Origin of the sequence: Frigoribacterium sp. CFBP 8759 (assembly GCF_014841655.1) — a bacterium.
In the GTDB taxonomy this organism is placed as follows: domain Bacteria; phylum Actinomycetota; class Actinomycetes; order Actinomycetales; family Microbacteriaceae; genus Frigoribacterium.
In genome coordinates this window covers 1073531-1095776 of the sequence record NZ_JACYUH010000001.1, presented here as the reverse complement: position 1 = coordinate 1095776, position 22246 = coordinate 1073531, and the positions used below count along the sequence as shown (strand labels likewise).

The window sequence follows — 22246 nt, the reverse complement described above, 5'->3', positions numbered from 1 at the left end:
GGGGGGAGTGGCGTCAGCGGTGGCGTCGGGGGTGGCGTCACCGCCGGCGTCAGCGCTCGTGCGTCGGGGCGTCGCCGGCCTCGAGGGCGGCGTGCTGCCTCTCGACGCGCCGGGTCAGGGCCAGGGCCCGCAGCCCGACCACGATCGAGGCTGACCCGCTGAGGATCATCAGCACGCCCACGAGGTCACTGCCACCCCTCGTCAGCAGGGCACCGCACACGACCACTCCGGCGGAGAGGATGAGCTGCAGGGTCGTCCACGTCGTCGTCGTCATCCCTCGACCCTACGAGCGTTCGGCCGCGAACGGCTCGGCCGCGCGACGGAGCGACCCGAGGAGGCGCGGTGCCGGATCGAATCGCACCGCGCCTCCTCGGCGACTTCCCGGGGTCTCGGCGCCTCAGTCGGCGTCCCGGCCGGCGTAGTCCTCGTCGGTGATGCGCTCGAGCCAGGTCGTGGTGGTCGCCGGGTCGTCGGCCGCCTCGAGGACGGCGACGTGCTCCATGAAGCTGCCCTCGGCGGCGGCGTGGAAGTGCTCCTCGCCGGGCGCGAGGTAGATCGTCTGCCCGGGGTGGACGTCGACGACCTTTCCGTCACGGGTGCCGAACCGGGCGACGCCCTCGGTGACGTACAGGAACTGGCCCCGCGCGTGGTGGTGCCAGGCGGTCCGCGCGCCGGGCGCGAAGCGGACCTTCGCGACCGTCGCGCGCTGGTCGTCGGTCTGCGGGGTGACGATGGGGTCGAGCCACACCTGGCCCGGGAACTGCTCGTCGGGGTTCAGGGTCGTGGGCTGCGGGGGCAGGATCTTCACGGGTTCCTCACTTCTCGTCGGTGTCGTCGTCTGCGTCGTCGGTGAAGAGCTCCTGGGCGACGCCCATGGCGGCCATCCCGCGGGGCCAGCCCGCGTAGAGCGTCACGTGGGTGATCGCCTCGACGAGCTCGTCCCGGGTGACGCCGTTCTCGACGGCGCGGCCGAGGTGGAACCGCAGCTGCTCGGTGTTGCCGCCGGCGGTGAGCACCGCGACGGTGACGAGGCTGCGGTCGCGCGCGGACAGTTCGGGGCGGTTCCAGACGTCGGCGAAGAGGACGTCGTCGGTGAGTTCGGCGAGCTTGGGGGCGAAGTCGCCGAAGAGGGTGCGCCCTCCGCCGACCTGGACGGGCTGTTCTGACATGGCTGAGCTCCTGGTGGTGGGTGTCGGGGCCGGGACGTCCGGTGCCGGACGCCGGCTCCGGGCGAGGGGGGCTGCCGGGCCGGGTCGTGACCGACGCTAGGCCGGCGCGGGCGGGGCAGGGAGGCCCCGCCAGGGTCCCTCAGCCCCGACACGCCCCGCCCCGCCCCGGCGGGAGCCGGGCGCCGACGTCGCACCGCCGACTGGACGTCGCACCGCGCACGTGGGCGGTGCGACGTTCAGTGGGCGGTGCGACGCGGGGCAGCGACGCGGGGCAGCGACGCGAGGGGGGTACTGCTGGGACAGGGGGCGGCGGGACCCGACGGGCACCGCGCCTCCTTGGTTGTCTGGAGTGCGGCGCGTCAGCGACCGCGACGCACGAGAGAGAAGAGAACACATGTCGACCTGGTTGATCACCGGCTGCTCCACGGGGTTGGGGCGAGCCTTCGCCGAGGAGGCGCTGGCCCGCGGACACGACGTCGTCGTCACCGCGCGCGACGCCTCGGCCGTGCAGGACATCGCCGACGCCCACCCCGACCACGCCGTCGCCACCGCCCTGGACGTCACCGACCCCGACCAGGTGACCGCGGCCGTCCACCTCGCCACCGAGCGGTTCGGCGGCGTCGACGTCCTCGTCAACAACGCCGGCTACGGCTACCGCTCCGCCGTCGAGGAGGGCGACGACGCCGACGTGGCGCGCCTGTTCGACACGCACTTCCACGGCAGCGTCCGCACCGTCAAGGCCGTCCTGCCCGGCATGCGTGCCCGCCGCAGCGGCACGATCGTCAACCTGTCGTCGATCGGCGCCCGCCGCACGGGCCCCGGCTCGGGCTACTACGGCGCCGTCAAGGCCGCGATCGAGCAGATGACCATGGCCCTGCGCACCGAACTCGCCCCGCTCGGCATCACGGCGACGGTCGTCGAACCGGGCTCGTTCCGCACCGACTTCTCGGGGCGCTCGCTCACGCAGTCCGCCACGCCCATCGCCGACTACGCCGAGACCGCCGGTCGTCGCCGCATCGAGGCCGACACCTCGGACGGCACCCAGCCCGGCGACCCCGCCGCCGGTGCCCGCCTGCTCGTCGACGCGGTCGACTCGGGCGAGGCTCCGTACCTGCTGCTGCTCGGCTCGGACGCCGTCGAGATCGTCACGGGCGCACTCGACGACCTCCGCCGCGACGTCGACGCGTGGGCGGAACGCAGCCGCGCCACCGACTTCGACGCCTGAGCCGGTCGCCTCACCTGCAGGAGGTGCGGTGTCGGTTCAGACGACCCCGCTCCTCCTGCAGGCTGTCACCTCCGGAGTGCCCGCGACCCCCCGCGGCCACCCCGGCCCGACCGGTGACGCCCCTGCCACGACGACCCGACGGCGCCTCGTCGCCCGGGCCGGCCCACGCCGGTGACGTCGGCTGCCGGCGACGAGGTGACGCGATCGGCTGACGCGTGGCTTCGAGGTCACGCTAGTCCAGTTGGTACTAGTCATCAATGGACGGACGAAAAAAGGTGCCCCGTTCTACGGGGCCCTGGGGGCACCGATCTCGCCGTCGCGCGAGTAGTCCTCGACCCAGGCCCGCTCGCTGTGCAGCTGGTCGAGCAGGTGCCGGAACATGGCGACCGACTGGACGGGGAAGCGCGTCGCGTCGTCGTGGCTGGCGTCGAGGTAGGCCTGGGCCGTCGCCATGCGCTCGTCGAGGGCCTGGAGGCGCGTGGCGAAGATCGTCGCCCGCGTCGCCTCGTCGACCAGGTCCAGCAGCGCGAACCGGACGTAGAACTCCTCGTCGTCGCCGGCGCGGGAGAGGGGGAAGTCGGCGACCCGCCCGATCAGCAGGTCGCGGCCCGCGTCGGTCAGCGAGAACACCTGGCGGTTCGGCCGACCCGTGGTCTCCACGGTGCGACGGTCGAGCGCGCCCCGGTCGTGCAGGCGCTTCAGCGTCGTGTAGACGGCGTTGTTGTTGACCACGCCGAGGCCCGGGCGCCGCACGTTCCGCTTGATGTCGTACCCGTGCTGCGGGCCGGCGAGCAGGTTGCTCAGGATGAGGATCTCGGTGACCATCCCCACATCATGGGGGGTCGCGGCCGGGTCGACGCGACCGCGGCGCGACCGGCCCTGCCGCGGCGCCACCACACGCGGGAGGCGCGGTGCCGGTCGGACCGGCACCGCCCCTCCTGAGGGCCCCGACGTCAGTCGGTCGGCGGCGTGTAGAACTGCAGGTCGTTGCCCTCGGAGTCCTTGAAGGGCAGGATGCGGCCCCACGGGTGCTCGCTGATCGTGCCCGTCACGTCGGCGCCGCGCGACTGCAGGTCGGCCAGCGCGTCCTCGAGGCTGCCGTCGGGCTGGAACGTGATGACCGCCCCGCCCTCGCTCGACGCCGCGGCCTCTTCTCGACCGTTGAGGCCGATCATCAGGCCGTTCGCGTCGATCTCGGTCCAGTCGTCGCTCTCGTCCTTCACCGTGAGGCCGAGCGCGTCACGGTAGAACGCCGTCGCCCGCCCCATGTCCGTCACGGGCACCCATACCGTTGCCACTCCGCTTGCCATGTCGACTCCTTCGTCCGGCACCGGACCACCCGGTGCTGCGTCTGGCTCCTTGCTACGCCGCGCACCGCGCGAGCCGAGCCGCGAGTCAGGGCACTTTCCCACCCGGAAGCGTGTCTCACGGTGACCGGTGCCCGAGCGGACCACCCGCAGGAGGCGCGGTGCCGGACGGTCGCGCACCGCGCCTCCTGCGGGCCGTCGCGTCGGGGGCCCTGCCAGGGCCTCCCACGATCGGCGCGGGGGCGTAGCGTCGATGACGAGGAGCCCGTCGTCGAGCACCGCGTTCCGACCCGCCCCTCGTCCCCGTACCGAATCCACCCCAGGAGACCCATGCGCACCGTCAACGCCTACGCGGCACCGTCCGCCACCGAGCCCCTCGTCAAGACGACCATCGAGCGCCGCGACGTCGGCCCGAAGGACGTCATGATCGACATCGCCTACGCCGGCATCTGCCACAGCGACATCCACACCGTCCGCGGCGAGTGGGGCGAGATCCAGTACCCGCAGGTCGTCGGTCACGAGATCGTCGGCACCGTCTCGGAGGTCGGCTCCGAGGTCACCAAGCACGAGGTCGGCGACCGCGTCGGCGTCGGCTGCATGGTCAACTCGTGCGGCGAGTGCGAGTACTGCAAGCGCGGCGACGAGCAGTACTGCGCCAAGGGCAACACCGGCACCTACACGAGCGTCGACCCGGCCGACGGCACCGTCACCCAGGGCGGCTACTCGCAGGCCGTCGTCGTCACCGAGGACTTCGTGCTGCGCGTGCCCGAGTCGCTCGACTACGACAAGGTCGCACCGCTGCTCTGCGCCGGCATCACGCTGTACTCGCCGCTGCACCACTGGGGCGTCACCGAGGGCACCAAGGTCGCCATCGTCGGCATGGGCGGCCTCGGCCACATGGGCGTCAAGATCGCCGCCGCACTCGGCGCCGACGTCACCGTCCTGTCGCAGACCACCTCGAAGAAGGAGGACTCGCTGCGTTTCGGCGCCAAGGCGCACTACGCGACCAGCGACGAGCAGACCTTCACCGACCTGGCGAACTCGTTCGACCTGATCATCAACACCGTCTCGGCGAAGGTCGACATGGGCGCGTACCTCGGCCTGCTGGCCGTCGACGGCACCCTCGTCAACGTCGGCGCCCCGTCCGAGCCACTCGAGGTGCCCGCGTTCGCGCTGATCCCGGCGCGTCGCAGCTGGGCCGGTTCGGCCATCGGCGGCATCCGCGAGACCCAGGAGATGCTCGACTTCTGCGCCGAGCACGGCATCGTGCCCGAGACCGAGCTGATCGACGCCGACCAGATCAACGAGGCCTACGACCGCGTCCTGAAGTCCGACGTGCGCTACCGCTTCGTGATCGACGCGGCGACCTTCGCCTGATCCGAGCCGTTCCGCCGGACGCCCCCGTACCGAGTGTGCGGGGGCGTTCGTCGTCCCCGCGGTGGGCCGTGGGCGCACCGCACCGCACCGCACCGCGTTTCGTGCACTGCACCCGGACTAGACGCGGTGCAGTGCACGAAACGCGGTGCAGTGCGTGAGCCGGGTTGCGTCGAGCCGAGGCACGGGACGCGAGGGATCAGCGGCCCCGCAGGGCGCGCATCGTGGGTGCGGCGATGGCCCCGGCGACAAGGGCTGAGGGCCACGGGACGACCCTGACGGCAGCCAGGACGACGGCGGCGAGACAGGCGCCGACGACGGCGACCAGTCCGATCGTCCGCGACCGGCGCGCCACGGGACGGTCGATCCGAGGAGCATCGTCGGTGGAACGCGGGCGATCGTCGGGCGACGAGCCGTCGGGGATCGTGACGCCGGCGGGCGGCCGGCCGACCCCCAGGGCGACCCCGACTGCGACCAAGAGGCCGACCACACCGAGTGCGACGAGGGACGCGATGCCCGGGTCCGGTGCCGACCAGGGATCGCTCGTGGCGAGTGAGGGCGCGACGAGCAGCGGTAGTGCACCGGCCAGGACGAGAGTCAGCCCGGCCAGGGCGCCGACCGTCGATCGGTGTCCGAGCTTGACCGAGTCGCTGGTGACGCGGGCCAAGGCCAAGAGCAACCAGGTGGCGACGGCGGGGACCGCGACGGAGGCGACCGTGACGGCCAGGGGGCGGACGGTGGTGACGTCTCCTGCAGACCACTGGTTGGCTACCTCGGCGGGAAGGCGTGGGGCCCACGAGACCACCGTGGCCACTCCGGCGACGATGGCGCCCGCGAGGGGCAACTGCACGAAGGCCCAGAGTCGACCGCGCCGGATCTCGACGTCGTCGAGGTGTCTGTTCTCGGTGAGAGCCGTCATGGTGATCCTCCGGCCTGGTCGCTGTCCTTCCGCATCTGCTGACACGCTGTCAGGACTGCGAGGAGGCTGTCAACCGTGTCTTTCGCATTTCCTCCGCGAGGAGGAGGAGCAGCGTACGTGGCTGCGCGCGTCATGACGAGGCAGCGGGGTCGAGGAGGAAGAGCCCGGCCAGACGACCGTCGGGGTGGCACGAGACGCGACCGACCATGTCGCCGGCCTCGAAGTGGAGGGGGACGTCCACGACGGTGAAGTCGCCGGAACGACGCGCCGTGGGCGTGCCGCTCGACTCGAACGCCCCGACGGAACCGAGGACGTGGCTCCACACGTCGCCGAGCTGCGTCGGGCCCATGGCTTTTTTCATCTCGTCGTCGAAGAGGGTGTGGACCTCGTCGGGGCGACCCGTGCTGAGCAGGTCGAAGACGGTCGTCGCCCGCTCGACGGAACCCGACGTGACGTCCTTCTCGAGCGGGCGTCCCGTCCTCGGGTCGATCACCTGGCCGAACCTCTGGTAAGCGGCTTGACGTGAGATGGACATGACGTCTCCTACTTCCTGCCAGGTCGCCCCGGCGTCGCGGGCATCGGTCACGAGGGCCGTGAGGACCGCCTCGAGGTCGGCCTTCATGCCCGCCGCGCGCTGGACCGCGGCGAGTGTCGAGGACCGATCGTGTCGACCGTGTACCGACGCCGCGAGACCCTGGACCCGGGCGAGGAGGCTCGCGAGCAGGGACGGGGTGCGGGAGGGGGTCGACATGTGTAAAGACTAGATTGACGCGTGTCGTGGCGTCAAGATCGGCTTTCGTCCCGCTGGTCCATGTGTTCTCCTGGCTCACCCGCTCCCGCCCTCGCACCCGATTTCGAACGATGCACCCCGAAGCTTCCGGGTGCGTCGTTCGAAACCGGGTGCAGCGCGGCACGGTTCACCTCCCGGACACCCGCCGCCCCTACGCTGACCGCGACAGCGCCTAGGGTTCCGGGGTCCCACGATCCGACTGGTCCGAGCGGCGCCACGGTCGGGCGCCATCGCCGGGCCGTCATCTGAACGGACAAAAGCCTGGAGGACCCGTTCGGCGCGCCCCGCGCCGAGCCGATGGGTCCTCGCATGTCCACCACCGCCCTCCTGCTCGTCCTCGCCGCCGCCGTCTGCCACGCCGGCTGGAACGTCGTCGCCCACGGGGTGAGCCGCCTCGGCACCCCCTTCCTCTGGTGGGGAGCCGTCGCCAGCACCGTGCTCTGGCTGCCGGTCGTCCCCTTAACGGGCGGCCTCGGGGCGAGCGTCGGCGGCCTCGCGGTCGGGGCGGGCGTCTCGGCCGTGCTGCACGTCGTCTACATGACGGTGCTGCAGCGCGGCTACGCGGTCGGCACCCTGTCGACCGTCTACGCGACGGCTCGCGGCAGCGGCCCGGCGGTCAGTGCGGGTCTCGCCGTCCTGCTGCTCGGCGAGCAGCTCTCGGCGACGGCCGTGGGGGGCATCGCCGTGGTCGTCGCGGGGGTGGTGGCGACCGGACTGATCGACCGGCGGCCGACCGGCTCTCCGTCGCCGCGCCTCCTGCACGGGCCGTCGACCGCGTCGACGCCGGCCGCCCCCGGCCCGGCGCGCCGTCGCCTCGACCCGGGCATCGCCTGGGGCCTGCTCACCGGCCTCGCCATCGCGAGCTACACGATCTGGGACGCCCATGCCCTGCGCACCTGGGGCCTCTCGCCCGTGTCGTTCATGGTCGGCGTGACGCTCGCCGAGGTCGTCTTCTACAGCGCGTCGCTCGGCCGGCGTCGGGGCGAGCTTGTCGCGGTCGCCCGCGCCCACTGGCCGCGGGTGCTGGCCTTCGGGGTGTTGTCGCCGCTGTCGTACATCCTCGTGCTGACGGCGATCTGGACGGCTCCGGTCGCCCTCGTCGCCCCGGCCCGCGAGACGAGCGTGGTGATGGTGGCCGTGTTCGGGGCGCTCGTCCTGCGCGAGGGCTCGCTCGTGAAGCGGCTCGCGGCCTCGGGCGTCGTGCTCGGGGGCATCGCCCTGCTCGCCCTCTGACGGGCGTCGCACGAGCCCAGGAGGCGCGGGTCGGGCTACAGGAACCCGGTCACCGCGACGGCGACCGCGGCCAGCAGCGCGACGGCGGCGAGCACCTTCGACGACCCCATGACGAGTCGGCGCCTCGGCCCACCGTCGTACGGTTCGTCGTCGGCGTCGCGCAGTTCGGGCGGGAGCTCGGCCTCACGGCGACGGCGCTCCTGCTCGAGGCGGGCGGCCCGTTCGACCCGGGCGACGCGCTCGGCCTCGTGCCGCCGGGCCTGCTCGGCCTCGCGGTCACGGGCGACGAGCAGCTCGAGTTCGCGGTGGGCATCGTCCGACCAGGTCGCGAGGTCGTCGCCGGCGGAGTCGGGGGTGCCGTCGTCGTGTCGCATGCGGAGGCCTTCGTCGCGGGAGCAGGGCGGGGTGGTGGTCCGAGGGTAGACCGCCGCACCTGGACCCGCCATGGCCGGGACGGCACCCCGTCCCGCCCCGCGGTCGGTTCGCCCAGGTTAGGCAGACAAGAGGTGAACTCTCGTTGAACGGGCCCAAAGATAGGTTCCTATGTCGGTCGGGCGCGTGCCACCATCGTCACGTCCTGCTCCCACCCGAAAGGCCGTCATGACCCTCCGCCGTCCCCGCGCCGCGACCGCCCTCGTCGGCGCCGCCCTGCTCGCCGTCACGCTGTCCGCCTGCTCGACCCCCGCCTCCTCGGCCACCGGCTCGTCCGACGCGGCCGGTGGCTACGCGGTCGACGACGGCACCCTCGTCTTCGGCGTCGTGCCCGACTCGGTCGACACCGAGACGAACTACCAGCCGCTGATGGACTACATCGCGAGGGAGACCGGCAAGACGGTCGAGTACCACGAGTCGACGGACTACGCGGCCCTGATCGAGGCGAGCATCGCCGGCCAGATCGACGTCGCCTCGTTCTCGGGCTTCACCTACGTCACCGCCACGAACAACGGCGCCGAGCTCACCCCGATCTCGTCGATCACCACGGCCGAGGGCCAGGAGCCCGGCTACTACTCGCAGGCCATCGTGCCGAAGGGCAGCGACATCACGTCGATCGCCGACATGAAGGGCAAGAAGATCTGCTTCGTCGACCCGTCGTCGACGTCGGGCTACCTCTTCCCGAGCTACGCGCTGCTCGAGGCCGGCATCGACCCCGAGAAGGACATCACCCCGGTCTTCGCGGGCAAGCACGACGTCAGCGTGCAGAAGGTCGGCGAGGGCACCGAGTGCGACGCCGGCTTCGCCGAGGACAGCGAGGTCGCCAAGAGCGACGCCGTCGAGATGATCGACGAGCAGATGGTGCCCGGCGCGCCCATCGTCGAGTCGGACTCGCTGCCCGACGACGTCAAGGCCCAGCTGAAGGACATCCTCTCGAACGTCACCGCCGACGACATGGTCGCCGCGGGCATCGAGGGCGCCGACAGCGAGGGCTTCCGTGCCGTGTTCTTCCAGACCACCCCGGTCGACGACGCGTACTACGACCAGATCCGCGACATCTGCGAGAAGACGAACGCGTCGCAGTGCAAGGCCTGACCCGCACGACGTAGCACATCCCCACCCCGGGAACCCGCCGGGACCCTCGCGCACGCGTGGGGGTCCCGGCGACGTCCCGGGGTCCGAGCACGACGAACCGGAGACGAACATGAACCCGCACACCGCCCCCGCCGAGACCGTCGTCCGGCTCGAGGGCATCACCAAGCGCTTCGGTGAGACCCTCGCGCTCGACGACGCCTCGGTCAGCGTCCGACGCGGCGAGGTCGTCGTGCTGCTGGGCCTCTCCGGCTCGGGCAAGTCCACCCTGCTGCGTCACGTCGACGGCCTCGAACGGCCGACCGACGGCCGCGTCACGGTGCTCGGCCGCGAGGTCACCGAGCTCACCGGGCGGGCCCTGCGGCGGCTGCGCAGCGAGGTGGGGTTCATCTTCCAGCAGTTCGAACTCGTGCCGTCGCTGACCGTGCTCGAGAACGTCCTGACCGGCTCGCTCGCCACCGTGCGCGGGCCCCGGCTCGGGCTCTGGTCGTACGGCCGGGCCGCGAAGGCCGAGGCGCTCGCCCGGCTCGAGCGCGTCGGCCTGCTCGACCGGGCCTACCAGCGCGCCGACACCCTCTCGGGCGGCCAGCAGCAGCGCGTCGCCATCGCCCGGGCCCTCATGCAGCGCCCCCAGGTGCTGCTCGCGGACGAGCCCGTCGCCTCGCTCGACCCCGAGTCGAGCGACCAGGTGATGGCGCTGATCCGCGAGATCGCGGCCGACGAGGGCCTCACCGTCATCTGCAGCCTGCACCAGGTCGACCTCGCCCTCTCGTGGGCCGACCGCATCGTCGGGCTGCGCCACGGTCGGGTCGTGCTCGACACCGGGACCGAGGGCCTGTCGAAGGCCCAGGTGATGGAGATCTACGGCCGCGTCGCCACGAGCACCGACCAGATGGCAGCCATCGAGCTCGAGCTCGCCGGGGACGCCGTCCGATGACCGCCGTCACCGAGCGCCCGCGCACGACCGGGGCGGCCCCCGCTCCCGTCACCGCGCCTCCTCGTCGCCGGGTCTCGCCCGAGCGCGTCGCGGCGGGCCTCACCCTCGTCGCCCTGTTGGTCGCGAGCCTCGTGGCCCTGCGCAGCGTCGACATCGACCCCGCGCGGATGCTGCAGAGCTGGGCCAACGCCGAGCGGTTCTTCGGCCGCGTCGGGGCGATCGAGTTCCCCCCGCTCGGCGAGCTGTTGCAGCTCACCGCCCTCACGCTCGGCCTCGTGATCTGCGGCACCCTGCTCGCCGCCGTCCTGTCGGTGCCGGTCGCCGTGCTCGCGGCCTCGAACACCACCCCCGGCCCCGCGTGGCGTGCGGCCGCCCGCTTCGTGACGGTGCTCGCCCGGGCCGTGCCCGACGTCGTGCTCGCCATGGTGTTCGTGCTGCTCTTCTCGCTCGGCACGCTGCCCGGCATCCTGGCCATCGGCCTGCACTCGGTCGGCATGATCTCGAAGCTCTTCGCCGACGCGATCGAGCAGATCGACGAGGGTCCGCGCACCGCCGTCCGTGCCGCCGGGGGCAGCCGCCTCCAGCAGTTCACCGCCGGCGTGCTGCCCCAGGTGCTGCCGTCGTGGGTGGCGACCGTGCTGCACCGCAACGACATCAACCTCCGCGGCAGCGTGATCCTCGGCTACGTCGGGGTCGTCGGCCTCGGCATGGAGATGTCGTTCGCCTTCAAGTCGCTCGACTACGGACTCGGACTCGGCTACGCCCTCGTCATCTTCGTGCTCTGCGTCGTGATGGAGATCGTCTCGAGCAGCGTCCGCGCCGCCATGCTCGGCATCGCGCCGACCGGCCGCGGTCTCGGCGACCGCGTCGTCCGACGGGCCACCAGGAGGCGCGGTGCCGGTCACCCCGCCCCGTCGCGTCCCGTGCCCGCCACCGTCGAGTCCGCGCTCCGCCGACCGTGGGACCGCGCCCGTCGACGCAACGTCTCGTGGGGGTGGCTCGCGGTCGCCGTGGTCGTCGCGAGCGTCGCCGTCTGCGACATCGCCTGGTCCGACCTCGTCACCGTCTGGGCGAAGGTGCCCGCCGTCGCGACGCAGTTCTGGCCGCCGTCGTTCGGCAGCTACGAGGCGTCGACGATGGTCGCCGCCATGGGCGAGACGATCGCCATCGCGCTGGCCGCGACCGTGCTGACCCTCGTCGCCTCGATCGTGGTCGGGTCGCTCGCGGCCCGCAACGTCGCCCCGAGCCGAGGGGCGCGCAGCGGCATGCGCCTGCTGCTCGTCGGCATCCGCGGGGTGCCCGAGGTGATCCTCGCCATCGTGCTGATCGTCGTCACCGGGCTCGGCACGCAGGCCGGCACCCTCGCCCTGGCGCTCGGCGGCGTCGGGCTGCTCGGCAAGCTGCTCGCCGACTCGTTCGAGGAGGTCTCGCCCGGCCCCGAACGCGCCCTCTCGGCCACCGGGGCGAGTCGCGTGCAGGTCTACGCCGGGGCGACCCTGCCGCAGGGCACCCGCGCCCTGATCGGGCACACCTTCTACATGCTCGACACCAACCTGCGGGCCGCGACGCTGCTCGGCATCGTCGGTGCCGGGGGAGTCGGCTACTACCTGCTCAACGCCAGCCAGGGCTCGAACTACGGGACGGTCACGGCGATCGTGCTGATGATCCTCGTCACGGTCCTGGTCGTCGAGGGGCTCGCCATCTGGATGCGGAGGGTCTTCCGTTGACCGCGACACACGACACGGCCCGCGGGGCGGCCCGTCACTCCGCTGCCCCGACCGCGGCCTCGACCGCGGCAGCAGGGCACGCGGCGGCACCGCACGACGTGGTCGTCGTCGGCTCGGGCGTCGTCGGCCTCGGTGCCGCCCTCGCCGCCGTCGACCGGGGGCTCTCGGTGCTGGTCGTCGACCGCTCCCCGGTGATCGGCGGCTCGACCGTGCGGAACTTCGGCCACCTCTGCCTCACCCCGCAGAGCGGCGAGGCCCGCCGCCACGCCCTCGCCGCCCGCGAGCTCTGGCTGCGGCTGGCCCGCGACGCCGGCTTCTGGCTGTCCCGGCGTGGCACCCTCGTCGCCGCCCGACACGTCGACGAGCTCGACCTGCTCGACGAGCTGGCCCTCGCCCGCACCGACCGCGTGCTGGGCGACCGGCCCGAGATCGAGCGGCTCGACGCGGCCGAGCTGTCGTCGCTGGCCCCGGTGGCTCCCGGTGCGGTCGTCGGCGGCGCCCTGCTCCCGTACGACCTGCAGGTCGACCCGAGGGAGGCGGCCGACGCGATCCGCCGGCACCTCGAGACGCGAGGGGTGCGCTTCCTGACCCGCACCTCCGTGGGGTCGGTCTCGTCGGGACGGGTCGAGACGAGCCGCGGTCCGATCGACGCCGGGACGGTCGTCGTCGCGACCAACCACGACCTCGACCAGCTGCTGCCCGACCTCGCCGACAGACACGCCCTCGAGCGCTGCGGCCTCGACATGCTGCGGGTGCGGGCCGACCTCGTCCGGCCGCTCGTCGCCCCGCTGCTGACCGGTTGGTCGCTGATCCGCTACAGCGCGTTCGCCGGCACCGGAGCGGCCGACGCGGTGCGGTCCCGACTGCACGCCGAGCGCCCGGACCTGGCCGCGATGGACCTCAACCAGATGTACACGCAGCTGCCCGACGGGTCGGTGATCGTCGGCGACAGCCACCACAAGGGCGCCTCGATCGCGCCGTTCCAGGACGAACGGATCGCCGACGCCTTCCTCGACGAGTTCCGCGTGCTGTTCGGCGCCGAGCCGGTCGTCACTGAGCGGTGGCAGGGCGTCTACGCCTCGGGTCGCGACGAGTTCGTCGTCGACGAGGTCGCCCCGGGCGTGCTCGTCACGGTCGTCTCGACCGGCATCGGCATGACCACCGGGCTCGGTCTCGCCGAGCACGTCGTCGGGGCGCACCTCGACGGCGGGCGCGACCGGGCGCTCGACACCCTCGCCCCGACCTCGACCGTCCACTCGCCTGTCACCTCGCCCGTCCCCTCGGCCGTCCCCTCGCCCCTCACAGAGAGCCTCACCGCATGAGCACCACGACCGCCACCACCCCCGCCTCGTCCGGCACCCCCGCCGCCGAGGCCGCGACCCCGATCGAGCTCGTCGTGCTCGACATGGCCGGCACGACCGTCGTCGACGACGGCGTGGTCGAGCAGGCCTTCGCCCGCGTCGCCGACCGGGTCGACCTCGGCCCGACGCTGAGCCGCGACGAGGCCCTGCAGTACGTCCGCGACACGATGGGCCGCTCGAAGATCGAGGTCTTCCGGCACCTCACCGGGGGCGACGCGGCGCTCGCGCAGCGCGCGAACGACGAGTTCGAGGTGGCCTACGGCGAGCTCGTCGACGAGTCGGGAGTCGAGCCGATCGAGGGCGCGGGCGACCTCGTCGACGCATTCCGCGCCTCCGGGGTCTCGGTCGTCCTGACCACGGGCTTCTCGCCCGTCACGCGCGACCGCCTGCTCGACGCGCTCGGCTGGACGGTCGACGCCGCCCTCTCGCCCGTCGACGCCGGCCGCGGACGCCCCGCACCCGACCTCGTGCTGACCGCGCTGCTGCGCACCCGTGCCTCGTCCGTCGCCGCCGTCGCGGTCGTCGGCGACACCGTCAGCGACGTCCTCTCGGGGCGCTCCGCCGGTGCGGGCCTCGTCGTCGGCGTGACGACCGGCGCGCACACCCGCGAGCAGCTGCTCGCCGCGGGGGCCGACGTCGTGCTCGAGAGCGTCCGCGACCTCGTCGGGCTGCCGGCCTTCGCCGGGGTCGCGGCCGCCGGCGCGTCGACGACCGCGGTCGCGTGACCACCGCCCTGCCGCGGACGGGGGTGCCGCCGCGGACGACGGACCAGGAGGCGCGGGTCGCGTCCGTGACGGACCCCACCTCCCCGGCCGCGCTGCCCCTCGACCCGGCCCCGACCGCCATGGTGTGGCTCGAACCCGGCCGTCCTCACGAGGCCGTCGCGGTGCCCTCGGTCGTCCTCGAGCCCGGCGACGCCCTCGTCGAGGTCGAACTGGCGACGATCTGCGGCTCGGACGTGCACACCACCCGGGGCGACCGGAGCGCGCCCGCCCCGCTCGTCCTCGGTCACGAGCAGGTCGGTCGCGTGGTCGCCCTCGGGCCGGGGGCGGTCGCCGTGGACGGGGCGCCGCTCGCCGTCGGGCAACGCGTCGTCTGGTCGCTGACCGTCTCGTGCGGTCGATGCGCCACCTGCCGGCGCGACCTGCCGCAGAAGTGCGAGTCGGTGCGGAAGTACGGTCACGAGCGGCTCGTCACGGGCTGGGAACTGAGCGGCGGCTTCGCCACGCACGTGCACGTGCGGTCGGGCACGGCGATCGTCCCGGTCGAGGCCGACCTCCCCGCCGAGCTGCTGGCCCCGGTGTCGTGCGGCACGGCGACGGCCGTGGCGGCCCTCGACGCCGCCTCGGCGATCGTGCCCCTGGACGGTGCCGTGGTGCTCGTCACGGGGGCCGGGCTGATCGGCCTCACGGCGACCGCGCTGGCCACCGACGCCGGGGCCCGGGTGGTCGTCGTCGACCCCGATCCCGCCCGCCGTCGGCTCGCCGTCCGCTTCGGCGCGGTCGCGACGGTCGACCCTACGGCTGCTCCCGACTCCGACGACGGCCTGAGCACCGCGTTCTCCGTCGCGGGCGGTGCCCCGCTCGTCGCCGTGGAGGCCTCGGGGTCGCCGCACGCCGTGACCTCGGCGCTCGCCGCGCTGGGCGTCGGCGGCGTGGCCGTGCTCGTCGGCAGCGTCTTCCCCGCCCCGGCGGTGCCGCTCGACGCCGAGAGCGTCGTCCGACGTCTCGTGACCCTCCGTGGCGTGCACAACTACGCCCCGCGGCACCTCGTCGAGGCCGCCCGCTTCGTCGAACGGAGGCACGCGGCCTGGCCGCTCGACGCCCTCGTCGGCGAGGTCGTCGCCCTGCGCGACCTCGACGCCGGGATCGCGGCGGCCGCCGCCGGCGGGTCGGTGCGGGTGGGCGTCCGACCGGAGTGACCGGGGGCGGTGGCGGCCTGCGGGGGCTGCCCCGCGCCTCCTGCGTCCTGCCTCCTGCGTCCTGCCTCCTGCGTCCGCGGACGCGGGAGGGGGGGCGGGTCGGCGCCGCTCAGGGGCCGATCGCGCGGATGAAGTGGTCGCCCTCGCGGGCCCGGCCCGACGCCGAGACGGTGAAGCGGACGATGTCGCTGCGGTACCGGTCGTCCGAGGCCTCGAAGGTGCGGCCGTCGGGGCCGCGCGTGATGCGGTGCAGCCGCAGGATCGGTGTGCCGGGCTCGACCCCGAGCAGCTCGGCGTCGAGCTCGTCGGCGGCGACCGCGTCGATCTCGTGGTCGATGTCGGCGTAGCCGAAGCCCCGCGAGTCGAGGTACTCGGTGATCGACACCGTGTCGAGGTCGACGTCGAACAGCACGCGGCCGACCTCCTCGATGAAGGTCAGGCGCTCGAGCATGGTCGGGCGGCCGTCGACGAGTCGGAGCCGGACGACGTCGACCACGAGGGCGCCCGGCTCGATGCCGAGCGACCGGGCCTTGTCATCGTCGGCGCGGCGCAGCGACACCTCCTGCGTGCGGGCGCCGGGCTCGCCGCCGACGTCGCGCACCCACTTGGTGAAGGGGATCGACACGTCGACCGGGTGGTGCGCCTTGCGCGCGACGACCCGCGCCGGGCGGCCGCGCCGGGTCTCGACCAGGCCCTCGGAGCGCAGGGCGGCGAGGGCGTTGCGGATCGGCCCGCGGGAGGTGCGCCACTGCTCGGCCAGCTCGCCCTCGCTCGGCACGTCGTCGCCGACCGCGAGGTCGCCGCTCAGGATGCGCCGCCGCAGGTCGTCGGCGATCTGCTCGTAGAGGGTCGAAGGCACGTGCGGATCTTACCGAGCGGTGCGGTCGGGATCGTCATGGGCCCCGTCCGCGACGACGAACCCCGTTCGCGAAGACGAACCCCGTTTCATCGGGGTTCTCCTTCGCGAACGGGGTTCGTCCCGTCGTCGCGCCGAGGGGGTCACCACCAGGGCTTCCCACCGCGACCCGCCCCTGTCGTAGCGTCGAGGGCATGGACACCGAGAGCGAGATCCGCGACTTCCTGACCAGCCGACGGGCGCGGGTGCGGCCCGAGCAGGTCGAGCTGCCGGGCGGGCCCGGACGCCGCGTGCCCGGACTGCGGCGGAGCGAGGTGGCGCTGCTCGCGGGCGTCAGCGTCGAGTACTACACGCGGCTCGAACGCGGGCGCCTCGGCGGGGTGTCCGAGGCCGTGCTCGACTCGCTCGCGACCGCCCTGCTGCTCGACGACGCCGAACGCGAGCACCTGGCCGACCTCGCCCGTGCCGCGAACGAGTCGCCCGTGCGCGCCCGGCGTCGACGCCGTCCGCCCGAGACCGTCTCGCGCAGCATGCAGCTCGTGCTCGACGCCGTGACGGCCGGGCCCGCGTTCGTCCGCAACGGGCGCATGGACGTCCTCGCCGAGAACGCGCTCTTCCGGGCGCTCTACTCCGACCTCTACGCCCTCGACGAGCGGCCGGTCAACCTCGCCCGCTTCGTCTTCCTGCACCGCGAGCAGGCCGAGGCCTTCTACCCGTCGTGGTCGGTGGCCGCCGACATCAACGTCGCGATCCTGCGCACCGAGGCCGGCCGCGACCCCCACGACCGCGCCCTGCACGACCTGATCGGCGAACTGTCCACCCGCAGCGACGAGTTCCGCGTGCGCTGGGGCGCCCACGAGGTGCGCCACCACACGTCCGGCCAGAAGCGCTTCCACCACCCGGTCGTCGGTCAGCTCGACATGGTCTACGAGGCCATGGAGCCGATGGGCCGCCCGGGCCTGAACTTCCTCGTCTACAGCGCCGAGCCCGGCTCGCCGACCGAGGAGCGCCTCCGCCTCCTCGCCAGCTGGGCGGCACCGCAGGCCGACCCGGCGGTCGTCCGCGCCGACGCGCCGGACCGACCCGACGTCGCGAGCGGACCGCGCGGGGCGGCCGGATCGTGAGCCGTCTCGCGACGTGGTGGCGCGCCTCCTGCGAGATCTCCGACCTCACGCGCGACCGAGAGCAGGAGGCGCGGGTGCTGGACGAGATGGCGGTGCGTCTCGAGCCGGGCCCCTGGGCGATCGCCGCGCTCTTCCACCGACGCGCGCCCGGCGCGACCGATGCCGCGCACCCCGCCATCGAGACCACATCACCCCCGAACGCCGAGGAGGCACGACCGTGAAGTACACCCGTCTGGGAACCACAGGCCTGCAGGTCAGCCGCATCGGCCTCGGCTGCATGAGCTACGGCGACCCCACCCGGGGCCTCCACTCGTGGACCCTCGACGAGGCGGCCTCGGCACCGTTCTTCCGCCAGGCCGTCGAGCTCGGGGTCACCTTCTGGGACACCGCGAACGTCTACCAGCAGGGCACCGGTGAGGAGTTCGTCGGTCGCGCGATGCGCGAGTACTCCCGCCGCGAGGACGTCGTGCTGGCGACCAAGGTCAGTGGTCGCATGCACGACGGCCCCGGCGGCTCGGGCCTGTCGCGCAAGGCGATCCTCGAGCAGGTCGACGCCTCGCTCACGCGACTCGGCACGGACCACGTCGACCTGTACCAGATCCACCGCTTCGACCCCGAGACCCCGGTGGAGGAGACGATGGAGGCGCTCCACGACCTGGTCAGGGCCGGCAAGGTCCGGTACACGGGCGCCTCGAGCATGTTCGCCTGGCAGTTCGCGAAGATGCAGACCGCCGCCGTGGTCAACGGCTGGACGCCGTTCTCGACCATGCAGGACCAGTACAACCTGCTGAAGCGCGAGGAGGAACGCGAGATGATCCCTCTCTGCGCCGACCTCGGCGTCGGGCTCGTGCCCTACTCGCCGCAGGGCAAGGGGCGGCTGACGCGACCGCGTGGTGCGACCACCGAGCGGTCCGCCGTCGACGAGGTCGCGAAGGCCTTCGACGCCGACGAGGACGGCCCGATCATCGACGCCGTCGAGCAGGTCGCCGCCGAGCACGGGGTGTCGATGGCCCAGGTCGCCGTGGCGTGGGTGCTGCGGAACCCCGTCGTCTCGGCGCCGATCGTCGGCGCGACGAAGCCGCACCACCTCGCCGACGCCGTCGCCGCCCTGGACGTCGAGCTCACCGACGACGACGTCCGCCGCCTCGAGGAGCCCTACCGGCCGCAGTCACCGTTCTGGTGGTGAGGCGCCCCCCTCACGACTGCAGCGCCTCCGTCGGCGGGGTGCGTGCCGCTCGCACGGCCGGCCAGAGCCCGGCCAGAGCCCCGATCACGAGCGTCGCGACGAGCCCGGCGACCAGCACAACGGGCGGTATCGCCGTCGGCCACCCCCGCAGCGCGGCGAACGCCGCGGTCACCGCCGCCCCGAGCAGCACCCCGGCGACCCCGCCGAGCAGCGACAGGACGAGCGCCTCGGCCAGGAACTGCCGACGGATGTGCGACCTCGTCGCCCCGAGCGCCCGCCGCAGCCCGATCTCGCGTCGACGTTCGAGCACCGAGATCACCATCGTGTTCGCCACCCCGATGCCGCCGACCAGCAACGCCACCCCGCCGAGGCCGACCAGCAACCCGGTGAACGCCTGGTCCGCGGCCTGCTGTGCCGCCAGCGCGTCGGACGGCCGCGTCACCTCGACGTCGGACGGGCTCCGCGGCTGGATGGACCGGGCGAGCAGGTCGCGCACCTCCTGCACGTGGGCGGGGTCGGCCCGGACGTGGATCGCCGTCGGGTGGACGGGCGCACCGGCCAGCGCCTCCGCGGCCCGTTCACCGATGAGCGCCGACGAGTCGATCTCGGCCGCCAACGGCACGGGTTCGAGGATGCCCGCCACCACGTACTCGGTGCTGCCGACGATCACGTGGCGCCCCGGCACGGTGATGCCCAACCGGGCCGCCGCCTCGGCCCCGAGGACGACCACGGGGTACCGCGCCATGCCGTCGGTGAGCCAGACGCCCGACGCCACGCGGGCCTCGAGCACCTCCAGCAGCGTCGGCGACGCCGACCGCACCGTGATGCCGTTCGTGTTGCCCGCGGGCACCGCGCTGCTGCGGTAGACGCCGACGTCGGCCACCGTGCCGGTCGTGGCTGCCGACCGGACCCCCTGGGTGTGCCCGGCCGACGCCCCCGCGGTCAGTGGCAGGTCGACCGCCTCGCCGAAGAAGTCCTTCCCCTGGGACGCCGAGAGAAGGTTCGTGCCGAGCTCGTCCAGGGTCGCCGCGAGCTTCGCCTGGCTCGACGTCGAGATGCCGACCACGGCGATCATGGCGGCGATGCCGATCGCGATGCCGAGCGCCGACAGCACGGCCCTGGTGGGTCGGGACGCCAGCCCGGACACGCCCAGTCGCACGACGTCCGACCCGAGGAGGCGCGAGGGCGTCTCCGAGGCGCTCATGCGGTCACCCCCGCGAGGGTCGCGCTGTCGTGCACCAGGTGCCCGTCGCGGATCGTCACCCGCCGGGGCAACCGCTCGGCGAGCTCGACGTCGTGGGTGATGACGACGATCGTGGTGCCCTCGGCGTGCAGCTCGCCGAGCAGCGACACGATGCCCTCGCCGGCCTTCGTGTCGAGGTTGCCGGTGGGTTCGTCGGCCAGCAGCAGCGACGGGCGGTGCACGACGGCCCGCGCGATGGCGACGCGTTGCCGTTCACCGCCCGAGAGCTGGTTCGGTCGGTGGGTCAGGCGGTGCCCCAGTCCGACCCGCTCGAGGGCCTCCCGCGCTCGTGCTCGGCGCTGCCGGAGCGGCACGCCCGCGTAGAGCAGGCCGTTCGCGACGTTGTCGGTCGCGCTGACGCCCTCGCTCAGGTGGAACTGCTGGAAGACGAACCCGATGCGGTGCGCCCGCAGGGCCGACAGCTCACGGTCGTTCTGCTCGGCCACGTCGACGCCGTCGACGAGCACGGTGCCCGAGGTGGGGCGGTCGAGCGTGCCGAGGACGTTCAGCAGGGTCGACTTGCCCGATCCGGACGGGCCGACGATCGCGACGAGCTCGCCGCGGTCGATCCGCAGCGACACCGACGACAACGCGGTCGTCGGGGGGCGGCCGTACTCGCGCGTGACGTCGTGCAGCTCGATCACGGCGCTCATGCGGGCACCACGACCTCGTCGCCGGCCCGGACGTCGCCGGTCACCTCGACCCGGTCGCCGGCGAACAGGCCGGCCTCGACCGGCACGGCCGTCGTCGTGCCGTCCGGCTGGAGCACCTCGACGACGAAGCCGTCGTCGACGGCCGCGCCCAGGGCGAGGACCGGCACGTGCAGCACGTCCTCCTTCACCTCCGAGACGAAGTCGACCTGCACCGACGCGTCGGTCAGGTCGCCGGCCGCCACCGGATCGTCGAGCGACACCGTGACGGGGACCGTCGTCGTGCCCGCGGTCTCGTCGGCCACGGCCGCCCCCACGTCGGACACCCGCCCGGGAACGGTGCCGTGACCGGGCAGTGCGACCGAGACGACCCCGTCGACGGCGGCCAGCGGCGACCCGACGGGCAGGTCGACCGACACGACCTTGTCGTCGCGGGCCGTGTCGTACAGGTCGCCGCCCGAGGCGTCGCCGACGGCCGCCGTCAGGGTGCTGACCGTGAACGACCCCGTGACGAACTGCAGGGCACCCCGGGCGATCGACCCGGTGCGCTCCTGGCCGGTGTCCTTCTGCCAGGCCGAGACGGCGGTCGCGGTGCGCCGGTCGAACCGGTCGTCCGGTGTGCCCGTGAAGTACCCCCAGGCCTTGAGGTTCTCCTCGACCTGCCGGACGTCCGGGCCCTTCGCCATGCCCTGCTCGAACGCCCGCCACTGCGGCAGGGCGCCCTCGAACGCGGTGACCGGTTCGTCGTCGACCCGGAAGAGCTCGCTGCGTGCCGAGAGGGCGTCGCCGACCTTCGGCAGCGAGGTGATGGTGCCGGGTGCGGACCCTGTGACCGTGGGCCCGTCGAGGCGGCTGAGCCTGCCCGCCCTGGTCGTCGTGCCGGTCAGCGTGCCCTGTTCGACCACGGCCGTGGTGGGCCTCGTCGTCGTGCCCGCCGCGACCTGCGCGTCGGCGGCACGGGACGCCCCGGGCGGTCCGACCAGGAACACGGCCGTGACGGCGGCCCCGACCACGGCCACGCCGGCGACGGACGACCAGGCGACGGCTCGGCGCGACGGGCTCACCGGGTCACCGTCGTGGGCATGCTGCCGAACGCGCCGCACTCCTCGAGCACGCCCTCGGGGACGTCGTCCATCGTGTCCGTGCCGCCGGCTCCGTCGAGCTGGTCGGTCACGTCGTATCCCGCGTCACGGACGCACTCGGCGGACTCGCGCAGCCTCGCGTCGAACTCGTCCTGGCTCTCCTTCTCGGACGCGGTCACGGGGCGCTCGCCGAGTTCGTCGGTCGTCGACTCCCGGCACTTCTCCGAGGCGGCCAACAGGGCATCCATGTCCATGTCGTCGCCGCGCGAGATCGCCATGCCTCCGCCGTCGCCCGAGGGGTCGCCGATGTCGACGCCGGCCTCGCGCATGCAGCTCGCGTTCGCGAGATCCCACGCCTGGGCGTCGGCGGCGATCTGCGACTCGGATCCGGCGGGGTCGTCGGCGGCCGTCGAGCAGCCGGCGAGGGCGACGACGAGCAGGGGGAGGGCGGCGAACAGGGCGCTGCGGGTTCTGGGCATGGAAGGACTCCTGGTCTCTTACGGTCACGGGCCGCGACCGGTGGTCACGGCGTCGCCCTCGTCGGGCGACGGGGTCCAGACCACCGCACGGCTCGTTGCCGGCCCGTAAACGGCGGGCTTTACGTTTCGGTGACATCCG

25 protein-coding genes are annotated in these 22246 nt (G+C 73.3%); 12 read left to right on the top strand and 13 right to left on the bottom strand.

All coding sequences use genetic code 11. From position 1 onward, the window contains the following. Nucleotides 1–49 precede the first annotated feature (49 nt). The 3 genes from IFT79_RS05140 to IFT79_RS05130 form a co-directional block, all read right to left on the bottom strand. Entirely contained in the window at nt 50–274 is a 225-nt protein-coding gene (locus tag IFT79_RS05140) for a hypothetical protein (RefSeq protein ID WP_192123061.1), read from the bottom strand. A gap of 123 nt (nt 275–397) precedes the next feature. Beyond that, nucleotides 398–808, bottom strand: coding sequence for a (R)-mandelonitrile lyase (locus tag IFT79_RS05135; protein WP_159828071.1), 411 nt, complete (start codon nt 806–808; stop codon nt 398–400). 7 nt (nt 809–815) lie between these two features. Continuing rightward, the gene (locus IFT79_RS05130) at nt 816–1169 is read right to left on the bottom strand and encodes a carboxymuconolactone decarboxylase family protein (protein ID WP_192123060.1); all 354 of its coding nucleotides are present in this window, start codon (nt 1167–1169) and stop codon (nt 816–818) included. 394 nt (nt 1170–1563) lie between these two features. On the opposite strand from IFT79_RS05130, the gene IFT79_RS05125 reads away from it, so the two are divergent. Then, on the top strand, nt 1564–2394 hold the full coding sequence (locus IFT79_RS05125; protein ID WP_123571410.1) for an oxidoreductase: 831 nt from the start codon (nt 1564–1566) through the stop codon (nt 2392–2394). A 285-nt stretch (nt 2395–2679) separates the two neighbouring features. Here IFT79_RS05125 and IFT79_RS05120 read toward each other — a convergent pair whose 3' ends face one another. After that, the gene (locus tag IFT79_RS05120) at nt 2680–3219 is read right to left on the bottom strand and encodes a PadR family transcriptional regulator (protein WP_192123059.1); all 540 of its coding nucleotides are present in this window, start codon (nt 3217–3219) and stop codon (nt 2680–2682) included. A 128-nt stretch (nt 3220–3347) separates the two neighbouring features. Further along, a complete protein-coding gene (locus tag IFT79_RS05115) occupies nt 3348–3704 on the bottom strand; it encodes a VOC family protein (protein WP_159828062.1) in 357 nt (118 codons plus the stop codon). A 327-nt stretch (nt 3705–4031) separates the two neighbouring features. On the opposite strand from IFT79_RS05115, the gene IFT79_RS05110 reads away from it, so the two are divergent. Next, entirely contained in the window at nt 4032–5078 is a 1047-nt protein-coding gene (locus tag IFT79_RS05110; protein WP_192123058.1) for an NAD(P)-dependent alcohol dehydrogenase, read from the top strand. A gap of 196 nt (nt 5079–5274) precedes the next feature. On the opposite strand, the gene IFT79_RS05105 is transcribed toward IFT79_RS05110, so the two are convergent. Beyond that, on the bottom strand, nt 5275–5994 hold the full coding sequence (locus IFT79_RS05105; RefSeq protein WP_192123057.1) for a hypothetical protein: 720 nt from the start codon (nt 5992–5994) through the stop codon (nt 5275–5277). 130 nt (nt 5995–6124) lie between these two features. Then, entirely contained in the window at nt 6125–6745 is a 621-nt protein-coding gene (locus IFT79_RS05100; RefSeq protein WP_192123056.1) for a DUF3887 domain-containing protein, read from the bottom strand. 348 nt (nt 6746–7093) lie between these two features. Here IFT79_RS05100 and IFT79_RS05095 point away from each other — a divergent pair, with 348 nt between their 5' ends. Then, entirely contained in the window at nt 7094–8017 is a 924-nt protein-coding gene (locus IFT79_RS05095; RefSeq protein WP_192123055.1) for an EamA family transporter, read from the top strand. A gap of 35 nt (nt 8018–8052) precedes the next feature. Here the strand turns inward: IFT79_RS05095 and IFT79_RS05090 are convergent, their stop codons facing one another. Further along, complete coding sequence (locus tag IFT79_RS05090) at nt 8053–8391, bottom strand: hypothetical protein (protein WP_192123054.1); 339 nt, start codon at nt 8389–8391, stop codon at nt 8053–8055. 226 nt (nt 8392–8617) lie between these two features. Between IFT79_RS05090 and IFT79_RS05085 the strand changes: the two genes are divergently transcribed. The 6 genes from IFT79_RS05085 to IFT79_RS05060 all read left to right on the top strand — a co-directional run bounded on the left by IFT79_RS05085 (nt 8618) and on the right by IFT79_RS05060 (nt 15487). Next, a complete protein-coding gene (locus tag IFT79_RS05085; RefSeq protein ID WP_192123053.1) occupies nt 8618–9544 on the top strand; it encodes a phosphate/phosphite/phosphonate ABC transporter substrate-binding protein in 927 nt (308 codons plus the stop codon). Nucleotides 9545–9653: 109 nt separating this feature from the next. Then, on the top strand, nt 9654–10478 hold the full coding sequence (gene phnC / locus IFT79_RS05080) for a phosphonate ABC transporter ATP-binding protein (RefSeq protein WP_056043952.1): 825 nt from the start codon (nt 9654–9656) through the stop codon (nt 10476–10478). Next, a complete protein-coding gene (gene phnE / locus IFT79_RS05075; RefSeq protein WP_192123052.1) occupies nt 10475–12205 on the top strand; it encodes a phosphonate ABC transporter, permease protein PhnE in 1731 nt (576 codons plus the stop codon). Before phnC ends, phnE begins: the two co-directional genes overlap by 4 nt. Next, entirely contained in the window at nt 12202–13527 is a 1326-nt protein-coding gene (locus IFT79_RS05070) for a TIGR03364 family FAD-dependent oxidoreductase (protein WP_192123051.1), read from the top strand. Before phnE ends, IFT79_RS05070 begins: the two co-directional genes overlap by 4 nt. After that, nucleotides 13524–14291, top strand: coding sequence for an HAD family hydrolase (locus tag IFT79_RS05065; protein WP_192123050.1), 768 nt, complete (start codon nt 13524–13526; stop codon nt 14289–14291). The genes IFT79_RS05070 and IFT79_RS05065 overlap by 4 nt, the downstream gene beginning before the upstream one ends. Beyond that, entirely contained in the window at nt 14288–15487 is a 1200-nt protein-coding gene (locus IFT79_RS05060) for a zinc-binding dehydrogenase (RefSeq protein WP_342211767.1), read from the top strand. Before IFT79_RS05065 ends, IFT79_RS05060 begins: the two co-directional genes overlap by 4 nt. 109 nt (nt 15488–15596) lie before the next feature. On the opposite strand, the gene IFT79_RS05055 is transcribed toward IFT79_RS05060, so the two are convergent. After that, nucleotides 15597–16346, bottom strand: a complete 750-nt coding sequence (locus IFT79_RS05055; protein WP_043594651.1) for a GntR family transcriptional regulator — start codon at nt 16344–16346, stop codon at nt 15597–15599. Between the two features lie 191 nt (nt 16347–16537). Here IFT79_RS05055 and IFT79_RS05050 point away from each other — a divergent pair, with 191 nt between their 5' ends. Genes IFT79_RS05050 through IFT79_RS05040 form a run of 3 tightly spaced genes read left to right on the top strand, consistent with a single transcriptional unit; the run spans nt 16538 to nt 18653 of the window. Then, nucleotides 16538–17467, top strand: a complete 930-nt coding sequence (locus IFT79_RS05050; protein WP_192123049.1) for a helix-turn-helix transcriptional regulator — start codon at nt 16538–16540, stop codon at nt 17465–17467. Further along, the gene (locus tag IFT79_RS05045) at nt 17464–17688 is read left to right on the top strand and encodes a hypothetical protein (RefSeq protein WP_192118563.1); all 225 of its coding nucleotides are present in this window, start codon (nt 17464–17466) and stop codon (nt 17686–17688) included. The genes IFT79_RS05050 and IFT79_RS05045 overlap by 4 nt, the downstream gene beginning before the upstream one ends. Further along, entirely contained in the window at nt 17685–18653 is a 969-nt protein-coding gene (locus IFT79_RS05040) for an aldo/keto reductase (protein WP_192123048.1), read from the top strand. The genes IFT79_RS05045 and IFT79_RS05040 overlap by 4 nt, the downstream gene beginning before the upstream one ends. Before the next feature lie 10 nt (nt 18654–18663). Here IFT79_RS05040 and IFT79_RS05035 read toward each other — a convergent pair whose 3' ends face one another. Genes IFT79_RS05035 through IFT79_RS05020 form a run of 4 tightly spaced genes read right to left on the bottom strand, consistent with a single transcriptional unit; the run spans nt 18664 to nt 22107 of the window. Further along, nucleotides 18664–19857 (bottom strand): ABC transporter permease, encoded by a 1194-nt coding sequence (locus IFT79_RS05035; RefSeq protein ID WP_192123047.1) that lies wholly within the window; start codon nt 19855–19857, stop codon nt 18664–18666. After that, nucleotides 19854–20549 carry an ABC transporter ATP-binding protein gene (locus IFT79_RS05030; protein WP_043594658.1) on the bottom strand — a complete coding sequence of 232 codons (696 nt, stop codon included), beginning with the start codon at nt 20547–20549 and terminating at the stop codon, nt 19854–19856. Before IFT79_RS05030 ends, IFT79_RS05035 begins: the two co-directional genes overlap by 4 nt. Next, on the bottom strand, nt 20546–21610 hold the full coding sequence (locus IFT79_RS16850) for a peptidoglycan-binding protein (protein WP_192123046.1): 1065 nt from the start codon (nt 21608–21610) through the stop codon (nt 20546–20548). The genes IFT79_RS05030 and IFT79_RS16850 overlap by 4 nt, the downstream gene beginning before the upstream one ends. After that, on the bottom strand, nt 21607–22107 hold the full coding sequence (locus IFT79_RS05020; RefSeq protein WP_192123045.1) for a hypothetical protein: 501 nt from the start codon (nt 22105–22107) through the stop codon (nt 21607–21609). The genes IFT79_RS16850 and IFT79_RS05020 overlap by 4 nt, the downstream gene beginning before the upstream one ends. Nucleotides 22108–22246 lie beyond the last annotated feature (139 nt).